We start from the raw sequence: 16,037 nt of genomic DNA, 5'->3' as shown, positions 1-16,037 counted from the left end.
AATCCCACCCACCCGACACGACTCCACAGCCGAGTCACCGCAGTCACGTGGTCTCCCTGATTTCAGTGGAACTCCGTGTCCCGTTTTCAGTGGAAGTCGGAACCTGGATTCAGCGGAAGTCCGTGACTTGACTTCAGTGGGTGTGGGGGAGCGGGGTGTCACGGTGTGGTCGCGCGGTCCACTCCGGTCCACGCCAGGGCGATCGCGCCGTCGAGCAGCGCGCGTTGGGCGGTGCCGCCCACGCAGTGGTCGGCGAACTCGCGCTGGTGGTTGATCGCCGGCGACGAGCCGATGCCGATGTAGGGGTGGATGGCGGGCACCACCTGCGAGACGTTGCCCATGTCGGTGGAGGCGCGGTTCATGCGCGACGCCGTGCCGTCCGGGGCGAACTCGCGGCCGAGCTCGACGGCGTTGGCGCGGTAGGCCGCCAGCGCCGCGTCGTCCGCGCGGAACTCGGCGTAGGGCTTGCTCTCCGGTTCCACGATCAGCTCGCTGCCGGTGGCCAGGGCCCCGGCTTCGAAGGCGCGCATCACGCGCGGTTCCAGCTCGGCCAGTTCCGCGAGCGTGTCGGCTCGCACGTACCAGCGGCCGGTGGCGCGCTCCGGGATCGCGTTCGGCGCGTCTCCGGCGTGCGTCACGATGCCGTGCACCCTGGCCGAGGGCGGGATCTGCTGGCGGAGCAGCCCGATGGCGACCTGGGCGACGGTGAAGGCGTCGGCGGCGTTGATCCCGGCCTCGGGGTAGGCGGCGGCGTGGGCCGACTTGCCCGTGTAGGAGATCTTCGAATGGCTCACCGCGAACGGCCGCGCTTCGGCGACGTCGACGGGTGCCGGGTGCACCATCATCGCCAGGTCCACCCCGGCGAAGGCACCGCGGTCGAGCAGCTCGATCTTGCCGCCGCCGCCTTCCTCGGCGGGCGTCCCGTAGACCTCGACCGTCAGGCCCGCGTCGTCGGCGACCGCGGCCAGTCCCAGCGCCGCGCCGATCGAACTGGCCGCGATGAGGTTGTGGCCGCAGGCGTGGCCGAGTCCCGGCAGCGCGTCGTACTCGGCGCACAGCGCGATCCGCTTGGGGCCGGTGCCGAAGCTCGCGTGGAACGCGGTGTCCAAGCCGAGGTAGGCGGGGGTGACGGTGAACCCGGCCCGGTCGAGCAGTTCGGGCACGGCTGCGGCGGCGCGGTGCTCCTCCCAGGCCGTCTCGGGTTCGGCGTGCAGTCGTTCCGACAGGCCGATCAGCTCCTCGGCGTGCCGGTCGACCGCGGTGCGGGCGGCTGCTCTCAGCCCCGTCATGAGTCGTCGCCCGGGACGCCGTAGGACGGTGCGGAGCAGGGGTCGAGCCCGCGGGTCACGTAGTCATCCCGCTGCGGGAGCCACACGTCGAGCAGCTCGGCGAGCCGATCGATCGGGTCGTCGGCCCAGTCGACCCGCAGATCCGTGACCGGCCAGTCCACATCGGACACCACGAGGAGGCCGGCGGAATGCACCGGGCCTTCCTCGCCGCCGGCGGCGAGGCCGGCCCGCAGGGCGGTGACGAGGCGCTGCTCCAGTTCTCCGGTGGCGGTGGTGAACGCGTCGACGATGGCCTGCGGGACGTGCTCGCCCGCCAGCATGTTGCCCGCGGCGACGACGCCGTCCGCTGTCGCGGATCCGTGCGTGCCCAGGGTCCGCGCACCGCTGTGGGCGAAGCCGGGGCCGTTCGTCCCGAGCGCGGTGAGCTGCCGGTACTCGATGTGCTCGGTGCCGGTGGTCACCTCGCGGAGCGCCCGCGCGGCGTCGCCGTGCTCGTCGAGCCGGTCGAGCACCCGTCCGCCGAGTCGCGGGTCGGTGATGTTCTGGGAGGCGGCGGCGCCGATGCCGGGGCGCAGGTGGGCGACGCGGGCGACGACGGCGGGGCTGGACGAGCTGGCCGCGATGCCGAACCGGACTCGGTCGCCGGTGCGCTCGCGGGCCACGATCGAGAAGGTCACTTGTCCTCCTGCGGGATCACGGCGATCGCGTCGATCTCGCACAGCCACTCGGGTCGTGCGAGCGCGGAGACCACCACGCCGGTCGAGATCGGGTGCACGCCCCGCGTCCAGCGGCCGACGACGCGGTAGACGTCCTCGCGGTAGCGCGGGTCGATGAGGTAGATGGTCAGCTTGACCAGGTGCTCCATCCGGCTGCCCGATTCCACGAGCAGCATCTCGATGTTGGCCATCGCCCGCTCGGCCTGGGCCGCGGCGTCGCCGATGCCGACGGATTCGCTGGTGTCGAGGTCCTGCCCGATCTGGCCGCGCACGTAGACGGTGTCGTTGGCGACGACTGCCTGGCAGAGGTCGTTGTCGAGGCTCTGCTCGGGATAGGTGTCGCGGGTGTTGAACGGTCGGATGCGACGGTGAACTGTCACTTCGTTGCCTTTCCCTGGGTGCTCGTCGCACGCGTCGGCGGCGTCATCGCATCAGCCTGAACTCGGCACCGAGGTTCTGTCCAGTAGATGTTTCCGGACCAATGAATCGGAATTGCTGATGCGTATTGCATAGCAAAATCAGATCTAGATGGCAGAAAACATCTGTTGGACACGGGGTTGGTGGGCGGCGAGGATCCGGTGACGAGCAGCGGTGTGGAGGCGAACCGGGACGGTTCACCCGCCGGTCCGGAGTGGAGGTCCGTGGATGTCAAGCGAAGAGGTTGAAGCCGTCGTCGTGGGCGGGGGGCAGGCCGGCCTGGCGATGAGCGAGCACCTGAGCGACTGCGGCGTGCCGCACCTCGTCCTGGAGCGGAACCGCATCGCCGAGCGCTGGCGCTCGGAGCGGTGGGACTCGCTGGTCGCGAACGGGCCGGCGTGGCACGACCGGTTCCCCGGGCTGGAGTTCGTCGACCTGTCGCCCGACGCGTTCGCCTCGAAGGACCAGATCGCCGACTACTTCGAGGCCTACGCGAAGAAGATCGCCGCGCCCATCCGCACCGGCGTCGACGTCACGTCGGTGCGGAAGAAGGACGGGGCACCCGGTTTCCGCGTGGAGACCTCGGAAGGGTCCCTCGACGCCCGCTACGTGGTGGCCGCGACCGGGCCCTTCCAGCGGCCCGTGATCCCGCCGATCGTGCCGCGCGACTCCGGCCCCGTTCAGATCCACTCCAGCGAGTACCGCAACCCCGAGCAGCTGCCCGACGGCGCCGTGCTGGTGGTCGGAGCCGGTTCGTCGGGCGTGCAGATCGCCGAAGAGCTCCGCCGGTCGGGCCGGACCGCCTACCTCTCGGTCGGCCCGCACGACCGTCCCCCGCGCCACTACCGCGGACGTGACTTCTGCTGGTGGCTCGGCGTGCTCGGCAAGTGGGACGCCGAGACCCCGCCGTCGGGGGCCGAGCACGTCACCATCGCGGTCAGCGGAGCGCGCGGTGGCCGCACGGTCGACTTCCGGGCGCTCGCCGACCTCGGGATCGACCTCGTCGGGATGACCAGCTCGTTCGACGACGGAGTCCTGCGCTTCGCCCCTGACCTCGGCACCAACATCGCCAACGGCGACGCGAACTACCTGGCGCTGCTCGACGAAGCCGACGCCTACGCGGCGCGCAACGGCCTGGACCTGCCGGAAGAGCCCGAGGCCCGCGAACTGGGGCCGGATCCCGCCTGCGTGACCGATCCGATCCTCGAACTCGACCTCGCCGCCGCGGGCGTCCACTCGATCGTCTGGGCGACCGGGTACGCCGTCGACTACGAGTGGCTGCAGGTCGACGCGTTCGACGACAACGGCAGGCCGGAGCACCGCCGCGGAGTGTCAGCCGAACCAGGCGTGTACTTCCTCGGACTGCCGTGGCTGGCCCGTCGCGGATCGAGCTTCATCTGGGGCGTGTGGCACGACGCCAAGTTCGTGGCCGACCACATCGCAACCCAACGCCGTTACCTGAGCGCCTAGACCGGAGGGATCGATCGGCCGCAGTTCCATCGCCGCGGCCGATCGATCAGCCCGCGTAGAGGTCGCGGCACAGGTCCCGGAACTCCTGCGCCCTGCGGGTGAGGCGGACGCCGCGCATCGAGGCGACGACGATCTCCAGCGACGGCACGTCGTCGGTCAGCTCGAGCGCCACCGCCCGGGATCCCGAGTAGGTGGTCTCGTCCGGAGGCCGCTGGTTGAGCAGGGCGAATCCGTGCCCGTTGGCGACGAGGGCGCGGACGGTCTCGTAACCGCTGGCGCGGTGGCGGATGCGCGGCCGCACTCCCGCGTCGCTGAGGATCGATTGCAGGTAGTCGCGGCTGTGCGGCAGGTCGAGCAGCACCATGGGCTCGTCGGCGAGGTCGCGGAGCGAGACCTTGCGGCGCTTGCGCCGCGCGAGCCGGTGGTCCTCGGCGACCAGGACGTAGGGCGAGGCCGTGCCCACGACCTCGCGTTCGATGTCGTCGTCGAGGTCGTAGCCGTAGAGCAGGGCGAGCTCGGTCGCGCCCGAGCGCAGGGCCGCCTTGAGTGCGTGGTGCTCGCCCTCGCGGAACGACAGGTGGACCCGCGGGTGCCGGGCCTCGAACTCGGCCAGCAGGCCGGGCAACCGGAAGGGCGCGAGCGTCGCGAAGCAGCCGACCGCCAGCGTGCCGACCAGCTCCGTGCCGGACTGCCGGGCGGTCTCGACGAGTTCGGCGCCGTGGGCGAGGAAGTCCAGCACCCGCTTGTAGAACTCCTCACCCGCGGTGGTCAGGCTCAGTCCCCGGGCGTGGTGCCGCAGCAGGAACTGCACGCCCATCTCCTTCTCCAGCTGAGCGATCGCGGTCGACACGGCCGACTGCGAGACCAGCAGCTCGTTCGAAGCCGCGGTCATGCTCAGGTGCCGGGCCGCGGCCTCGAAGTAGCGCAGCTGCACGAGGGTGAAGGAGGGCTCGCTCATGGCGACATTCTGCCTCCCGCACCGGCGCGCACGACGCAGGTCGGGGCCAACGCTGAACGATCTTCGGGTTCTGCTGCCCCGCGTCGCGCGGAATGGCGATCAGTTGGCTGCCGGGCTGCAATGGGACGGATGCACCAGACGAGCGGGCGGTCCGGCCGCGCGGACGAGGGGAGGTGCCGTGCCACGAGCCGAGCTGGACGCCGCGCACATCGCCGACCCGGCCCTGCGCGGCTCCTACGAGCTCTGCCGCGGCCTCCACGCCCGCCACGGGAGGACCTACTTCCTGGCCACCCGCCTGCTGACGCCGGCGCAACGACCCGCGGTGCACGCCCTCTACGGCTTCGCCCGCTGGGCCGACGACATCGTCGACGAGCCCCGCGAGCACGAGCGGCCCGAGCGGTGCGCGGAACGGCTCAACGGGTTGGGCGACGAACTGCTCTCGGGGCTTGAGAGCGGGAGCTGCTCCGACCCGCTGCTGGCCGCCGTGGTCGACACCGCCGTGCGGCACGGGCTGTCGAGCGAGCTCTTCGAGGACTTCTTGAGGTCCATGCGCATGGACCTGTCGGTGCGCGACTACCCGAACCGCGCCGCGCTGGGCACCTACGTGCGCGGTTCGGCCGAGGTGATCGGCTTGCAGGTGCTGCCGGTGCTGGGCGCCGTCGTTCCGCTCGACGAAGCAGCGCCGCACGCGGCAGCGCTCGGCCGGGCGTTCCAGCTGACGAACTTCCTGCGCGACGTGGCCGAAGACCTCGAACGCGGACGCGTCTACCTCCCCGCCGACGAGCTCGCGGCGCACGGCGTGGACCGGGACCTGCTCCACTGGTGCCACCGGAACCGGCGCACCGATCCCCGGGTGCGCGCGGCGCTGGTCGAACAACACGCGCACACCCGGGAGATCTACCGGTTCGCCGAGGTCGGGATCAGGATGTTGGACCCGGTGTCGCGGCCGTGCGTGGAGACCGCGCACGCCCTGTACTCGCGCATCCTCGACCGCATCGAAGCCGACGACTTCGCGGTGTTCACCCGCCGCGCGGTCGTGGGCAAGGCCTACCGCGCGCGCATCGCCGGCGCCGCGTGGTTCCGGGCCGTCCGGGCGCGCGAGCGCGGTGCGCACCGGCCCGCACCGACGAGAGGTGCCCGGTCGTGAACGCGGACCAGTGGCAGTACCTGCTCGTGATGGCGGGATGCCTCCTCGTCGTGCTCCCTCTGGAGTGCCTCGGCGCACGCGTGCTGCGCGAACCGGGGAGGACCGCCGCCGCCGTGCTGCCCGTGGCGCTGCTCTTCCTGGTGTGGGACGCGGTCGCCGTCTGGGCGGGGGTGTGGAGCTTCAACCCGCGCTACACGCTCGGGGTCTCGCTGACCGGGATCGTGCTGGAGGAGTTCCTCTTCTTCCTGATCATCCCGCTGTGCGCGTTGTTGACCTACCAGTCCGTCGAGGCGCTGACGCTGCGCGCTCGACGCACCCGCGGCGACGCGGAGGCGCACCGGTGACCGGGCTCGGGTACACGGTCCCGGCGCTGCTGTCGGTGGGCGTCGTGATCCTCCTGGAGTGCGCCGTCCTGCGCACCGGGCTGTTCGCCAAACCTGCCTACTGGATCTCCGTGGTCATCGTCCTGGCGTTCCAGGTCCCCGTCGACGGGTGGCTGACCAAGCTCGACGCACCGATCGTCATCTACGATCCCGCGCACGTCAGCGGCATCCGGTTCCCGTGGGACATCCCGGTCGAGGACTTCCTCTTCGGCTTCTCCCTGGTCACCGCGGTGCTCATGGCGTGGGAGCGGCAGCGCCACCGACGTGGGCGAACGGGGGCCGCGCGATGAGGCGCAGGCAGACCGCGCTCCGCGCCCGCACCGTCCCGGCGGCCTTCGACGACGCAGCCGCCTCCTACGACGCCCTGGTGGCAGCCGACCCCGGTTACCACCGCCACCTCCGCGCCTCCGCGCGCCGCATGGGACTGCCCGGCAACGGGGCCGGGCTGCGGATCCTCGACGCCGGATGCGGCACCGGGGCTTCCACGGCAGCGGTGCTGAACGCGGCGCCGCTCGCGCAGATCGTCGCGGTCGACGCGTCCGAGCAGATGCTGCGCTGCGCCCGGCAGAAGACGTGGCCGCTTTCGGTGCGCTTCGCGCACAGCCGCGTCGAAGACCTCTCGGAGGACGGACCGTTCGACGCCGTCTTCGCCGCCTACCTGGTCCGCAACCTGGACGACCCCGACGAGCGGCTGCGCGCGTTCCGGAGAATGCTGCGCCCCGGCGGCAGGCTCGTCGTGCACGAGTACTCGGTGCGCGATTCGGTGCGGGCGCGCGCGGTCTGGAACCTGGTGTGCTGGACCATCATCATCCCCGCCGGAACCGCGGCGAGCGGGAGTTCCGCGCTGTACCGGTACCTGTGGCGCAGCGTCCGGTCGTTCGACGGGGTCGAGCGCTTCCAGCGTCGACTGCGGGACTGCGGTTTCACCGAGGTCGAGTCCCGGACGGTGCCGGGGTGGCAGCGGCGCGTGGTGCACACCTTCCTCGCCAGGGCACCTGCCGGGGGCGCGCCCGATGCGTGACCAGGGCTGCGCGGACCCGCGGGCGGTGCGGCACCGGGCACCGCCGGGCGTCGCGGACGCGGGCGCGCTCGGGCGCAGGCCCCGCGCCGTGGTCGTCGGAGGTGGCGTCGCCGGGCTGTGCGCGGCGACCGGCCTGGCCGAGCGGGGCGTGGAGGTGGAGCTCGTCGAGCGCAACACCCACCTCGGCGGTCGCGTCGGTGGCTGGACCGAGCAGTTGCCCGACGGCGGCGAGGTCGCGATGAGCCGCGGATTCCACGCCTTCTTCCGCCAGTACTACAACCTGCGGAAGTTGTTGCGCAGGGCCGACCCCGGCCTCGAACGGCTCGTCGCGCTGCCCGACTACCCGCTGGTCGACGCCGAGGGCCGGGTCGACACGTTCCAGGGCCTGCCCCGCACGCCGCCGTGGAACGCGCTGCTGTTCGCCTTGCGCAGCCCCACGTTCCGGCTCTCCGACCTCGCCAGGCTGGATCCCCGCGCCGCGGCGCCGCTGGCGACCGTGTCGGTCCCGGAGACCTACGAGCGGCTCGACCACGTCGACGCCGCGACGTTCCTCGACCGCATCCGCTTCCCCGCAGCGGCCCGGCACCTGGCGCTGGAGGTGTTCTCCCGCAGCTTCTTCGCGGCTCCGGAGCAGATGTCGGCGGCGGAGCTGGCCACGATGTTCCACGTCTTCTTCCTCGGCTCCAGCGAAGGGCTGCTGTTCGACGTTCCCGATGCGGGTTTCGAGCGGAGCCTGTGGGACCCGCTACGCACGTACCTGACCGCGCTCGGCGTCGGGTTCGACCTGGGCACCGCGGTGTCGGGGATCGAACGCGGCGCCGACGGCACCTACCGGGTGCACCGCGACCGAGGCGCACCACTCGACGCCGACGGCGTGGTCATCGCCGCTGACGTGCGGGCGCTGCGGCAGCTCCTGGACGAGTCACCGGATCTGGAGGCGCCCGGGTGGTCGGAATCGGTGCGCGGGCTGCGCAACGCTCCCTCGTTCTTCGTCCAGCGGCTCTGGCTTGACCGGCCCGTCGAGGCGCATCGAGCGGCGTTCCTGGCCACCAGCGGGCACGGCCCGCTCGACAACATCAGCGTGCTCGACCGCTACGACGGCGAAGCCCGCGGCTGGGCGGCCCGGCGCGGTGGCTCCGTGGTCGAGCTGCACGCCTACGCCGTGGCGGAGCACCCGGGGGACTGCGCCCGAACGCGCCGCCTGCGCAGCGACCTGGTGGGACGGCTCCACGAGCTCTACCCCGAGACCGCGCGAGCCGGCGTCGTCGCGGAATCGGTGCTGTGGCGCGAGGACTGCCCGATGTTCGGCGTCAACGACTTCCTCCGGCGTCCGGGCGTGAGGACTCCGCACGCGGGACTCGTGCTCGCCGGCGACGGCATCCGGATCGACCTGCCCGTGGCACTGATGGAGCGTGCCGCGACCACCGGGTGGCACGCCGCCAACCGGCTCCTCGGGCATTGGGGTCTTCGGGGGCACGAGCTGCGCTCGGTTCCCACCTGCGGCCGCAACGGCCTGCTGCGGCGGCTCGCGCAGCGAGAAGGGAGGACTCGGTGGTGAACATCCTCGACCAGTGGCCCGAGAGGTGGCCCCTGCAACCCGTTCCCAGGGCCGCGTGGGCCGAGCAGCACCCGACCTACCCCGAGGCCGAGCCGCGCATCATCCGGGCCGCGCTCGCCCGGGCCGAGCGCCGATCCGGCGGCAACTGGTACGTCTTCGCAGGAAGCCGCCAGGTTCGCGCCGACCGGCCGCTGGGTTTCCACGTCGCGGGAACCGAACTCGTCGCCTGGCGCGATCGGTCGGGCGCGCTGCAGGTCGGGCCCGGTGCGTGCCCGCACCTCGGGGCTCCGCTGAGCGAGGCGGCCGTGCACTGCGGAGCTCTGGTGTGCCGGTGGCACGGGATGCGGCTGGGAGGCCGCGGCCGACCGGGATGGAAACCCCTGCCCAGCCACGACGACGGCGTCCTCGCCTGGGTCCGGCTCGACAGCGCGGGCGATGAGGAACCGCTCGACGAGCCGGTGATCGCCGCCCGCCCGGTGGGGCACCGCAGCATCGACGCGGTCATGACCGCGACGGGTGTCTGCGAACCGTCCGATGTGGTCGCCAACCGCCTCGACCCCTGGCACGGGGCGTGGTTCCACCCGTACTCGTTCACGCGGCTCCGCGTCCTGGAAACGCCGCCGGTCGACGGCGCGGGACCTGCCGAGGACCGCTACCTGGTCGAGGTCACCTTCCGCGTGGCGGGACGTCTCGGCGTTCCCGTTCTCGCCGAGTTCACCTGCCCCGAGGCGAGAACCGTGCTCATGCGCATCACCGCCGGGGAAGGCGCGGGCAGCGTGGTCGAAACGCACGCCACGCCGGTGGGGAGCACGGCCGACGGGCGTCCGCTGACGCAGGTCGTCGAAGCCGTCGTCGCGACCTCGGGCAGGACGGGCTTCCTGCTCGCCAGGAACGCGGCGGCGCTGCTGCGGCCGGCCATGGCGCGGGCGGCGCGCAGGCTCTGGCGGGACGACCTCGCCTACGCCGAGCGCCGCTACGCCGTCCGCACCGGGCGGTACGGTCGCGCAGGGCGGAAGCCCTGAGGGGCGCTTCAGTCCGGCATCTCGCCGGTCGTGGCGAATTCGAGGCGGCGGGCCACGGACACGGCCTGGTCCGCGAAGCGCTCGTAGAACCGGGCGAGCAGCGCGAGGTGCATCGCCGAGGCCACGCCGTGGGGCCAGCTGTCGGTGCGCACCGCGGCGTCCAACCGGCTGCTCAGAGCGTCGACCTCGTCGTCGGTGCCGCTCAGCCAGGCGGAGTCCGCGGGACCTGAACCTCGGATCAGCTCTTGCAGGGAACCGGCCATGGTCACGGTCACCTCGCCGAGGGCGGTCACGGTGTCGGCGACCTCCTCGTGGACGACCGGGTCCGGATGGCTGTAGCGGACCAGGCCCGCGACGTGGGCTGCCAGATCACCCATCCGCTCGACCTTCACCCCGCAGTACAGGACGGCGAGGACGGTGCGCAGATCACCGGCCACGGGCGATTGCAGCGCGAGCAGCCGCTGGGCGTGGTCCTCGCAGGCGTTGCAAGCGGCGTCGAGCTCGGCATCGGCGGTGAGGACCTGCTCGGCCAGCGACACGTCACCGGTGGTCACGGCCTGTGTGGCAAGACGCATGGCCTCGGCCGCTTGGCCGGCCATCGCGGCCAGCTGCTCGCCGAGCGCCACGAGCTCGCCGTGGAACGCTTCACGCATCTGATCTACCCTAACCGGACATACCCGCGCGTGCGTGCTCGGGAACGGTCCGATCCGCCCGGGCGGGGGCGCGGCCCAGGTCTGCGAACCTCAGTCGGCCTTGCGCGCGTCCAGGAAGCGGCGGCGACCGATGTCCAGGTCCACGATCGGCTCCGGGTAGGACAGCGCGCGGCGCTGGTCGTCCGGGAGCTTCCACGGCGCGTGCACCGCCGGGCCGTCGACGTCGCGCAGTTCCGGCACGTACCGCCGCACGTAGTCCCCGCGGGGGTCGTAGCGCTCGGCCTGGCGCAACGGGTTGAGGACCCGGTTGGGCCGGGTGTCGGTGCCGGTTCCGGCCACCCACTGCCAGTTCATCTGGTTGTTCGCCACGTCCCCGTCCACCAGGTGCCACAGGAAGTGCCGGGCACCGTTCGCGGCCGGCACCTGGTGGTGGACGTCCCGCCACGCCACCTGCCGGACGAACTCCTGCGCGCCTGGGTGCGGGTCCCCACCCGGTGAACCACCTCGGTCGGCGAGACCGTGCCGAAGTGCAAGTGGGGCGACAGCCGCGAGGTCCGATCCCCGGCGAGGTCGTCGTGCCCGGACGAGTAGCCGTCGACCAGTTCGTCCGCCCATTCCGACAGCAGACGCCGACCGTTGCGCTCCCCACCCCGGACCAGGTCCTCGGCCGGGTCGCCGGAGCTGATCTCAGCGACCTCGGGAACCTCTCCCGGGTCGACGTCGGGCATGCGCAGCCGGTCCGGTGGGGGCAGCGGTGAGCGCTGACCGGTCTCCTGCCAGCGCCGGAGGTACGGGCTGAACACCGCGAAGTGCGCGCCGACGCCGGACGGGTGATCGCACCGGGCGCCACGGCGGTGATCAACGCGTCGTGCAGGTGCACCCTCGCGTCGAGCTCGTCGACCAGCGCGTCCTGCCTGCGCCGCGCCTGACCGCTGACGTCGGCGGCCAGGTGGACGTCGGTGACGTCGTGCTCGGCGACCACTGCCGCCAGCTCCCGCAGCGGATCGCCGCGCCGGACGATCAGCGCGGCACCCCGTTCGCGCAGGGCCTCGTCCAGGTCGGCCAGGCTGCGGGTCAGGAAATCGACTCGGTTGGGCCCGGCGAACCCGCTCGCGGTGATCGCGGGGTCGAGGACGAACAGCGGGATCACCCGGTCCGCGCCGGTCGCCGCGGCGTGCAGCGCCGGGTTGTCGTGCACCCGCAGGTCACGGGTGAACAGGGCGACGGCGGCCGTCATCGGAAGGCACCTCACGGGTCTCGGTCGTGCAGGTCCAACAGCATGCCCGAATCGTTCGGGCGAGACCTGCCCGCACGCCGCGGCGAGTCGGCGACCTGCCCTTTCCCGGTCTCGTTTTCGGCGCGATCGTCCGCAACATCACGAGCGCGCCGATCCACGGCGCTCGAACCCCGCGCCGAACGCGAACGGAGGTGCGCTCACTCGGTTCGGACGGACCAGTGGCTGAGCGCGATCAGCGCTGCGGCCAGGGCCGCGGTGGTGAAGAAGGCCGCGCCCTCGCCGAGCGCGAGGCACAGCAGGGACAAGCCCACCGTCGTGAACGTCAGCGCTCTGCGGGTGGTCCCCCAGTCGCGGAACCGGGTCCGGGGGTGGGTCAACTCGCCGGCCAGCGCGGGATCGTCGGTGCGCAGCTGCCGTTCCATCTCTCCGAGGATGCGGATCTCGTGGCGTCGAAGCATGGCGTCCTCCGGCGGTCGGCAGGCCTGGTGAGGCAACCATGCGGACCCCGCCACCGGCACGGGTAGGGCCGATAGACCCTCCCTCCGGCGCCCGGGACGGGAACAGGTGAGCGGCCTGGCCGAGCCGGAGCGCGTTCGTGAAGAATCTCCGGTGCCGCCTCGGGCTCGACCGGCTCTGGCTGACGTCTACTGATTGGGAAACGACCTATGCGGACTGTTCCGTTCGGAACGACCGGTGCTCTCGCCCCCAACGTCATCTCCGGGCTGATGCGCATCGCGGACAAGACCGATGAGCAGATCCGCGAGCTCTACACCACGGCCCGCGAGGCCGGGATCGACTTCTTCGACCACGCGGACCTCTACGGCTTCCGGCACCCGGGCGGCGGCACGCACCACTGCGAGCGGAGGTTCAACGAGGCGTTGGGGCTCTCGGCGGCGGAGCGCGAGCAGATCACGCTGCAGACCAAGACGAGCATCGTCGACGAGCAGTGGCACTACGACTCCTCCTACGAGCACATCGTGTCGTCCGTGGAGGATTCGCTGCGGGCGCTGGGCACGGACTACGTCGACGTGCTGCTGCTGCACCGCCCGGACGCGCTGGTGGAGCCGGACGAGGTGGCGCGGGCCTTCAACGAGCTCGAATCCGCCGGGAAGGTGCGGAGCTTCGGCGTCTCCAACCACACACCGCGGCAGATCGACCTGCTGAAGACCGCTGTGCGGCAGCCGATCGTCACCAACCAGGTGCAGCTGTCGGTGACGCACGCGACGATCGTGGCGCAGGGCCTGGCCGCCAACATGGCCGTCGACGACGCGCTCACCCGCGACGGCGGTGGTCTGCTGGACCACTGCCGCATCAACGGGATCACCGTCCAGGCGTGGTCGCCGTTCCAGAAGGGCGCCCAGGGCGGGGTCTTCCTGGGAGACGAGGAGTTCCCCCGGCTCAACGCGATGCTCGACGAGCTCGCGGTCAAGTACGGCGTCACGCCCCTCGCGATCGCCACGGCGTGGATCACCCGCCACCCGGCCGGCATGCAGGTGGTCCTCGGCACCACGACCCCGCAGCGCATCACCGACGCCGCCGCGGGCTCGGACATCCGGCTCACCCGAGGCGAGTGGTACGGCCTCCTCCAAGCAGCAGGCCACCGCGTCCCGTGAAGCGGGCACCCGTGGGAATGAACGACACGATGCAGGACGCTGCGCTCGGCCGGGGAAGATCTGGTCTTGGTGCTGTTCGAAGAACCGGGCGGAGATGCGAACCGAATTGCAAGCAGTGGGTGAACTCGCGCGCTGGACGTGGGTCGATCGGGTCGCGCGGGTGGTCACCGAGGTGTTGGCGCCCTCCGTGGTCGTGACGGTGTTGCCGTTGGTCGTGGCGTGGCAGGCGACCCGTGCCGTCGGGCCGACGCTGGGATGGGGGCTGCTGGTGGCGCTGACCAGCAGCGTGCTGCCGATGGCGCTGATCGTGTGGGGTGCGCGTTCGGGGCGGTGGGACGGCCATCATGTCCGCGACCGGAAGGGCAGGCTCGTACCCTTCCTGGCGCTGATCGTGCTGAGCAGCATCGGTTCGGCGCTGCTCGTCGTTCTGGGTGCGCCGTGGATGCTGGTGGCGCTGGGCCTCACGATGGTCGCCGCCCTGTTCGTCACCGGAACGATCACGATCTGGTGGAAGGTGTCCTTGCACGCCGCCGTGGCCGCCGGTGCAGCGGTGGTGCTGGTGGTCCTGCACGGCCCGGCGTGGGTGCTGTCATCGCTGGTCGTCGCGGCGATCTCGTGGTCGCGGGTTCGGCTTGGTGACCACACGACGGCGCAGGTCGTGGGCGGTTCGGTCGCGGGTGCGGTTGTTGTCGGGGGTCTGTTCGCCGTGTTGGTGTGACGGCTCGTCGGTCAGCGGTTGTGGGGTGTGAAGTCTTGCCGTTCGAGGACCAGTGCGACGAGGACTCCTGCGAGCAGGCCCCAGAACGCGGAGTTGATGTTCAGGGGGTTCACGCCTGAGACGGTGACGAGGAAGGCCAGCAGGGCGCCGAGGGTGAAGTTCGTGCTGAACGCCGTGACGAAGGCGCCCTGCAAGGCGCGGAGCATGGCCAGGCCTCCCAGCACGGCGATGAACGCCGGGGGCGTGGCCAGCATGAAGCTGACGAACGCCGGGGCGAACAGGCCGACGACGATCGCGCCGATCCCGCACACGATGCCCGCCGTGTACTGGCGGGAGCGTGCGGTGGAGGCGACCAGCAGGGCGTTGGTCGGACCGGTCAGGCAGGTCGAGACCGCGCCGACCGCGGCGGCCGGCAACGACCAGAGCCCGCACAGGACCGCTGCCACGTTCGTCGGCGGCTCGTGACCCGCCTGCTTGAGAACCGCTGTGCCCTGGCCGTTCTGGACCACCAGGACCGTGATCGCCAGCGGCACGACGAGCTCGGTGATCGCCCGCCAGGAGAACTCCGGGGTCTGCAGCATCGGCTGGGCGAGCCACCCCGCGCTGTCCAGGGCGAACCGGCCCGACGCGGCGACGGCGAGCGCGCCGGCGGCCAGCGCGCCGAGGATCGGCGGGACGATCCGTCCCGCGCGGGGAAATGCGCTCAGCAGCGCGAAGACTGCGATCATGGGCACGGCGACGCCGATGTCCGACCCGGTCGCGGTGACCAGGTCGAGCCCGAACCGCAGGAACACACCGGCGACCATCGCCATCACGATCGGCATCGGCAACGCGGCCATGATCGTGCGCACCCAGCCGGTGAGGCCGATCGCGAGGATCAGCAGCGCGGTCACGACGAAGGCGCCCAGGACTTCCGGCCAGCTCAGGTGGTTCAGCGACGCGCCGACGACCACGGTGCCCGGGATCGTCCAGAAGAACGCCAGCGGCTGCCGGTACACCCAGGACGCGATGGCGGTGAGGATGCCGTTGAGGAAGAACACCCCGAACACCCACGACGCCAGCTGCGCCGAGCTGAGACCGCCGTGGGTGCCCGCCGAGAGGATCACGGCGATCGGGCCGCTGGCCGAGAAGACGAGACCGACGGCCCCGCCCGCGACCGACGCCCCGCTCAGGTCCCGCAGCACCCGGCGCGGGCCGGTGGCGGGGGAGGCGGGGCGTTCGAACCGTTCCCGGTGGACCGGCTTCTCGGTGTCGGCGTCGTCGAGCGTGCTGGTCACGAATCCCCCTCGGGCAGAGAAGATGCCGGGCGTCCACAACGGACACCCGGCATCGGTGGAGTCCTGCTGAGAGCTGCTGAGCCGTGCGGCGGTAGCGGTGCTTCGGGTGTGGGGCTCAGCGCGCACCGCCGCGGGTTCGGAGGTGGTTCTCCTGCGAGGACGTGTCGACGTGGTGCATTGGCATGCACGAGGCGGCGCGCCCGGGGCAGGAGGACCGCCTCAGGTTCGGCTATCCGCACCGCCACGCACGGCGATGACTCAACGAGAAGCTCAGCCGGTGATCTTGTTCGGGTGCACTGCCAGGGGCGTGACCTCGATGTTCATGTACGGGAACAGCGGAAGCCCCGACAGCACGGAGTGCAGCTCGTCGTGGTCGGCGAGGTCGACGACCGAGACGTTCGCGTACTCGCCCGCGATCCGCCACAGGTGCGGCCACTTGCCTTCGCGCTGGAGCTTCTGGCTGTACTCCTTCTCCCGCGCGAGGAGGTCGGCGCGCTCCTCCGGATCGAGGTCCGGCGGGAGGTTCACGTCCATGCGGATGTGGTAAAGCACGAGTGT

The 16,037-nt window shown here is 71.6% G+C and carries 19 protein-coding genes and 1 pseudogene; 10 read left to right on the top strand and 10 right to left on the bottom strand.

The window, feature by feature from the left end; translation table 11 throughout:
- Nucleotides 1-158: 158 nt before the first annotated feature.
- From E1202_RS24390 to E1202_RS24380, 3 genes are read right to left on the bottom strand one after another with little or no spacing between them, the layout of a single operon-like run.
- Nucleotides 159-1,289, bottom strand: coding sequence for a M20 family metallopeptidase (locus E1202_RS24390; RefSeq protein ID WP_132685467.1), 1,131 nt, complete (start codon nt 1,287-1,289; stop codon nt 159-161).
- A complete protein-coding gene (locus tag E1202_RS24385; protein WP_132685466.1) occupies nt 1,286-1,966 on the bottom strand; it encodes a DUF1028 domain-containing protein in 681 nt (226 codons plus the stop codon). Before E1202_RS24385 ends, E1202_RS24390 begins: the two co-directional genes overlap by 4 nt.
- Nucleotides 1,963-2,385, bottom strand: a complete 423-nt coding sequence (locus E1202_RS24380) for a RidA family protein (protein WP_132685465.1) — start codon at nt 2,383-2,385, stop codon at nt 1,963-1,965. Before E1202_RS24380 ends, E1202_RS24385 begins: the two co-directional genes overlap by 4 nt.
- Nucleotides 2,386-2,650: 265 nt before the next feature.
- Here E1202_RS24380 and E1202_RS24375 point away from each other — a divergent pair, with 265 nt between their 5' ends.
- Nucleotides 2,651-3,892: a flavin-containing monooxygenase gene (locus E1202_RS24375; protein WP_132685464.1), complete on the top strand. Its 1,242-nt coding sequence runs from the start codon at nt 2,651-2,653 to the stop codon at nt 3,890-3,892.
- A gap of 46 nt (nt 3,893-3,938) precedes the next feature.
- Here E1202_RS24375 and E1202_RS24370 read toward each other — a convergent pair whose 3' ends face one another.
- Complete coding sequence (locus tag E1202_RS24370) at nt 3,939-4,850, bottom strand: LysR substrate-binding domain-containing protein (RefSeq protein WP_132685463.1); 912 nt, start codon at nt 4,848-4,850, stop codon at nt 3,939-3,941.
- A 178-nt stretch (nt 4,851-5,028) separates the two neighbouring features.
- Between E1202_RS24370 and E1202_RS24365 the strand changes: the two genes are divergently transcribed.
- The 6 genes from E1202_RS24365 to E1202_RS24340 are packed head-to-tail and all read left to right on the top strand — an operon-like array spanning nt 5,029 to nt 9,981.
- The gene (locus E1202_RS24365; protein ID WP_132685462.1) at nt 5,029-5,997 is read left to right on the top strand and encodes a phytoene/squalene synthase family protein; all 969 of its coding nucleotides are present in this window, start codon (nt 5,029-5,031) and stop codon (nt 5,995-5,997) included.
- Complete coding sequence (locus tag E1202_RS24360) at nt 5,994-6,341, top strand: lycopene cyclase domain-containing protein (RefSeq protein ID WP_268952360.1); 348 nt, start codon at nt 5,994-5,996, stop codon at nt 6,339-6,341. The genes E1202_RS24365 and E1202_RS24360 overlap by 4 nt, the downstream gene beginning before the upstream one ends.
- Nucleotides 6,338-6,670, top strand: coding sequence for a lycopene cyclase domain-containing protein (locus E1202_RS24355; protein WP_132685461.1), 333 nt, complete (start codon nt 6,338-6,340; stop codon nt 6,668-6,670). The genes E1202_RS24360 and E1202_RS24355 overlap by 4 nt, the downstream gene beginning before the upstream one ends.
- Nucleotides 6,667-7,401 (top strand): class I SAM-dependent methyltransferase, encoded by a 735-nt coding sequence (locus E1202_RS24350; RefSeq protein WP_132685460.1) that lies wholly within the window; start codon nt 6,667-6,669, stop codon nt 7,399-7,401. The genes E1202_RS24355 and E1202_RS24350 overlap by 4 nt, the downstream gene beginning before the upstream one ends.
- On the top strand, nt 7,394-8,959 hold the full coding sequence (locus tag E1202_RS24345; RefSeq protein WP_132685459.1) for an FAD-dependent oxidoreductase: 1,566 nt from the start codon (nt 7,394-7,396) through the stop codon (nt 8,957-8,959). The genes E1202_RS24350 and E1202_RS24345 overlap by 8 nt, the downstream gene beginning before the upstream one ends.
- Before the next feature lie 2 nt (nt 8,960-8,961).
- Entirely contained in the window at nt 8,962-9,981 is a 1,020-nt protein-coding gene (locus E1202_RS24340; protein WP_207918900.1) for a DUF5914 domain-containing protein, read from the top strand.
- Between the two features lie 8 nt (nt 9,982-9,989).
- On the opposite strand, the gene E1202_RS24335 is transcribed toward E1202_RS24340, so the two are convergent.
- Both E1202_RS24335 and E1202_RS32360 read right to left on the bottom strand, forming a co-directional pair.
- The gene (locus E1202_RS24335) at nt 9,990-10,634 is read right to left on the bottom strand and encodes a phosphate signaling complex PhoU family protein (RefSeq protein ID WP_132685457.1); all 645 of its coding nucleotides are present in this window, start codon (nt 10,632-10,634) and stop codon (nt 9,990-9,992) included.
- A gap of 90 nt (nt 10,635-10,724) precedes the next feature.
- Nucleotides 10,725-11,084 (bottom strand): FAD-binding domain-containing protein, encoded by a 360-nt coding sequence (locus E1202_RS32360; protein WP_235878966.1) that lies wholly within the window; start codon nt 11,082-11,084, stop codon nt 10,725-10,727.
- Nucleotides 11,085-11,161: 77 nt separating this feature from the next.
- Here E1202_RS32360 and E1202_RS32355 point away from each other — a divergent pair, with 77 nt between their 5' ends.
- Complete coding sequence (locus E1202_RS32355) at nt 11,162-11,392, top strand: hypothetical protein (RefSeq protein WP_235878965.1); 231 nt, start codon at nt 11,162-11,164, stop codon at nt 11,390-11,392.
- Between the two features lie 134 nt (nt 11,393-11,526).
- Here the strand turns inward: E1202_RS32355 and E1202_RS32350 are convergent.
- Nucleotides 11,527-11,871: pseudogene (locus E1202_RS32350) on the bottom strand (deoxyribodipyrimidine photo-lyase); the annotation flags it as partial.
- A 197-nt stretch (nt 11,872-12,068) separates the two neighbouring features.
- Nucleotides 12,069-12,329 (bottom strand): DUF3040 domain-containing protein, encoded by a 261-nt coding sequence (locus E1202_RS24325; RefSeq protein WP_132685456.1) that lies wholly within the window; start codon nt 12,327-12,329, stop codon nt 12,069-12,071.
- A 207-nt stretch (nt 12,330-12,536) separates the two neighbouring features.
- On the opposite strand from E1202_RS24325, the gene E1202_RS24320 reads away from it, so the two are divergent.
- Together E1202_RS24320 and E1202_RS24315 are read left to right on the top strand one after the other, a co-directional pair.
- Nucleotides 12,537-13,484, top strand: coding sequence for an aldo/keto reductase (locus E1202_RS24320; protein WP_132685455.1), 948 nt, complete (start codon nt 12,537-12,539; stop codon nt 13,482-13,484).
- A 94-nt stretch (nt 13,485-13,578) separates the two neighbouring features.
- Nucleotides 13,579-14,202 (top strand): phosphatase PAP2 family protein, encoded by a 624-nt coding sequence (locus tag E1202_RS24315; protein WP_132685454.1) that lies wholly within the window; start codon nt 13,579-13,581, stop codon nt 14,200-14,202.
- 11 nt (nt 14,203-14,213) lie between these two features.
- On the opposite strand, the gene E1202_RS24310 is transcribed toward E1202_RS24315, so the two are convergent.
- Nucleotides 14,214-15,479 carry a benzoate/H(+) symporter BenE family transporter gene (locus E1202_RS24310; protein WP_132685453.1) on the bottom strand — a complete coding sequence of 422 codons (1,266 nt, stop codon included), beginning with the start codon at nt 15,477-15,479 and terminating at the stop codon, nt 14,214-14,216.
- A 270-nt stretch (nt 15,480-15,749) separates the two neighbouring features.
- A complete protein-coding gene (gene catC, locus E1202_RS24305) occupies nt 15,750-16,031 on the bottom strand; it encodes a muconolactone Delta-isomerase (protein WP_132685452.1) in 282 nt (93 codons plus the stop codon).
- Nucleotides 16,032-16,037: the final 6 nt, after the last annotated feature.

The organism is Saccharopolyspora karakumensis (assembly GCF_004349225.1).
GTDB classification, from domain to species: Bacteria; Actinomycetota; Actinomycetes; order Mycobacteriales; family Pseudonocardiaceae; genus Saccharopolyspora; species Saccharopolyspora endophytica.
This window is presented reverse-complemented; position numbering and strand designations above follow the sequence as displayed.

Coding starts and splice junctions, on each gene's coding strand:
- E1202_RS24315 (WP_132685454.1), top strand. CDS start 13,579: ATGCGAACCGAATTGCAAGCAGTGGGTGAACTCGCGCGCTGGACGTGG.
- E1202_RS24345 (WP_132685459.1), top strand. CDS start 7,394: ATGCGTGACCAGGGCTGCGCGGACCCGCGGGCGGTGCGGCACCGGGCA.
- E1202_RS24375 (WP_132685464.1), top strand. CDS start 2,651: ATGTCAAGCGAAGAGGTTGAAGCCGTCGTCGTGGGCGGGGGGCAGGCC.
- E1202_RS24325 (WP_132685456.1), bottom strand. CDS start 12,329: ATGCTTCGACGCCACGAGATCCGCATCCTCGGAGAGATGGAACGGCAG.
- E1202_RS24370 (WP_132685463.1), bottom strand. CDS start 4,850: ATGAGCGAGCCCTCCTTCACCCTCGTGCAGCTGCGCTACTTCGAGGCC.
- E1202_RS24335 (WP_132685457.1), bottom strand. CDS start 10,634: ATGCGTGAAGCGTTCCACGGCGAGCTCGTGGCGCTCGGCGAGCAGCTG.
- E1202_RS24390 (WP_132685467.1), bottom strand. CDS start 1,289: ATGACGGGGCTGAGAGCAGCCGCCCGCACCGCGGTCGACCGGCACGCC.
- E1202_RS24350 (WP_132685460.1), top strand. CDS start 6,667: ATGAGGCGCAGGCAGACCGCGCTCCGCGCCCGCACCGTCCCGGCGGCC.
- E1202_RS24320 (WP_132685455.1), top strand. CDS start 12,537: ATGCGGACTGTTCCGTTCGGAACGACCGGTGCTCTCGCCCCCAACGTC.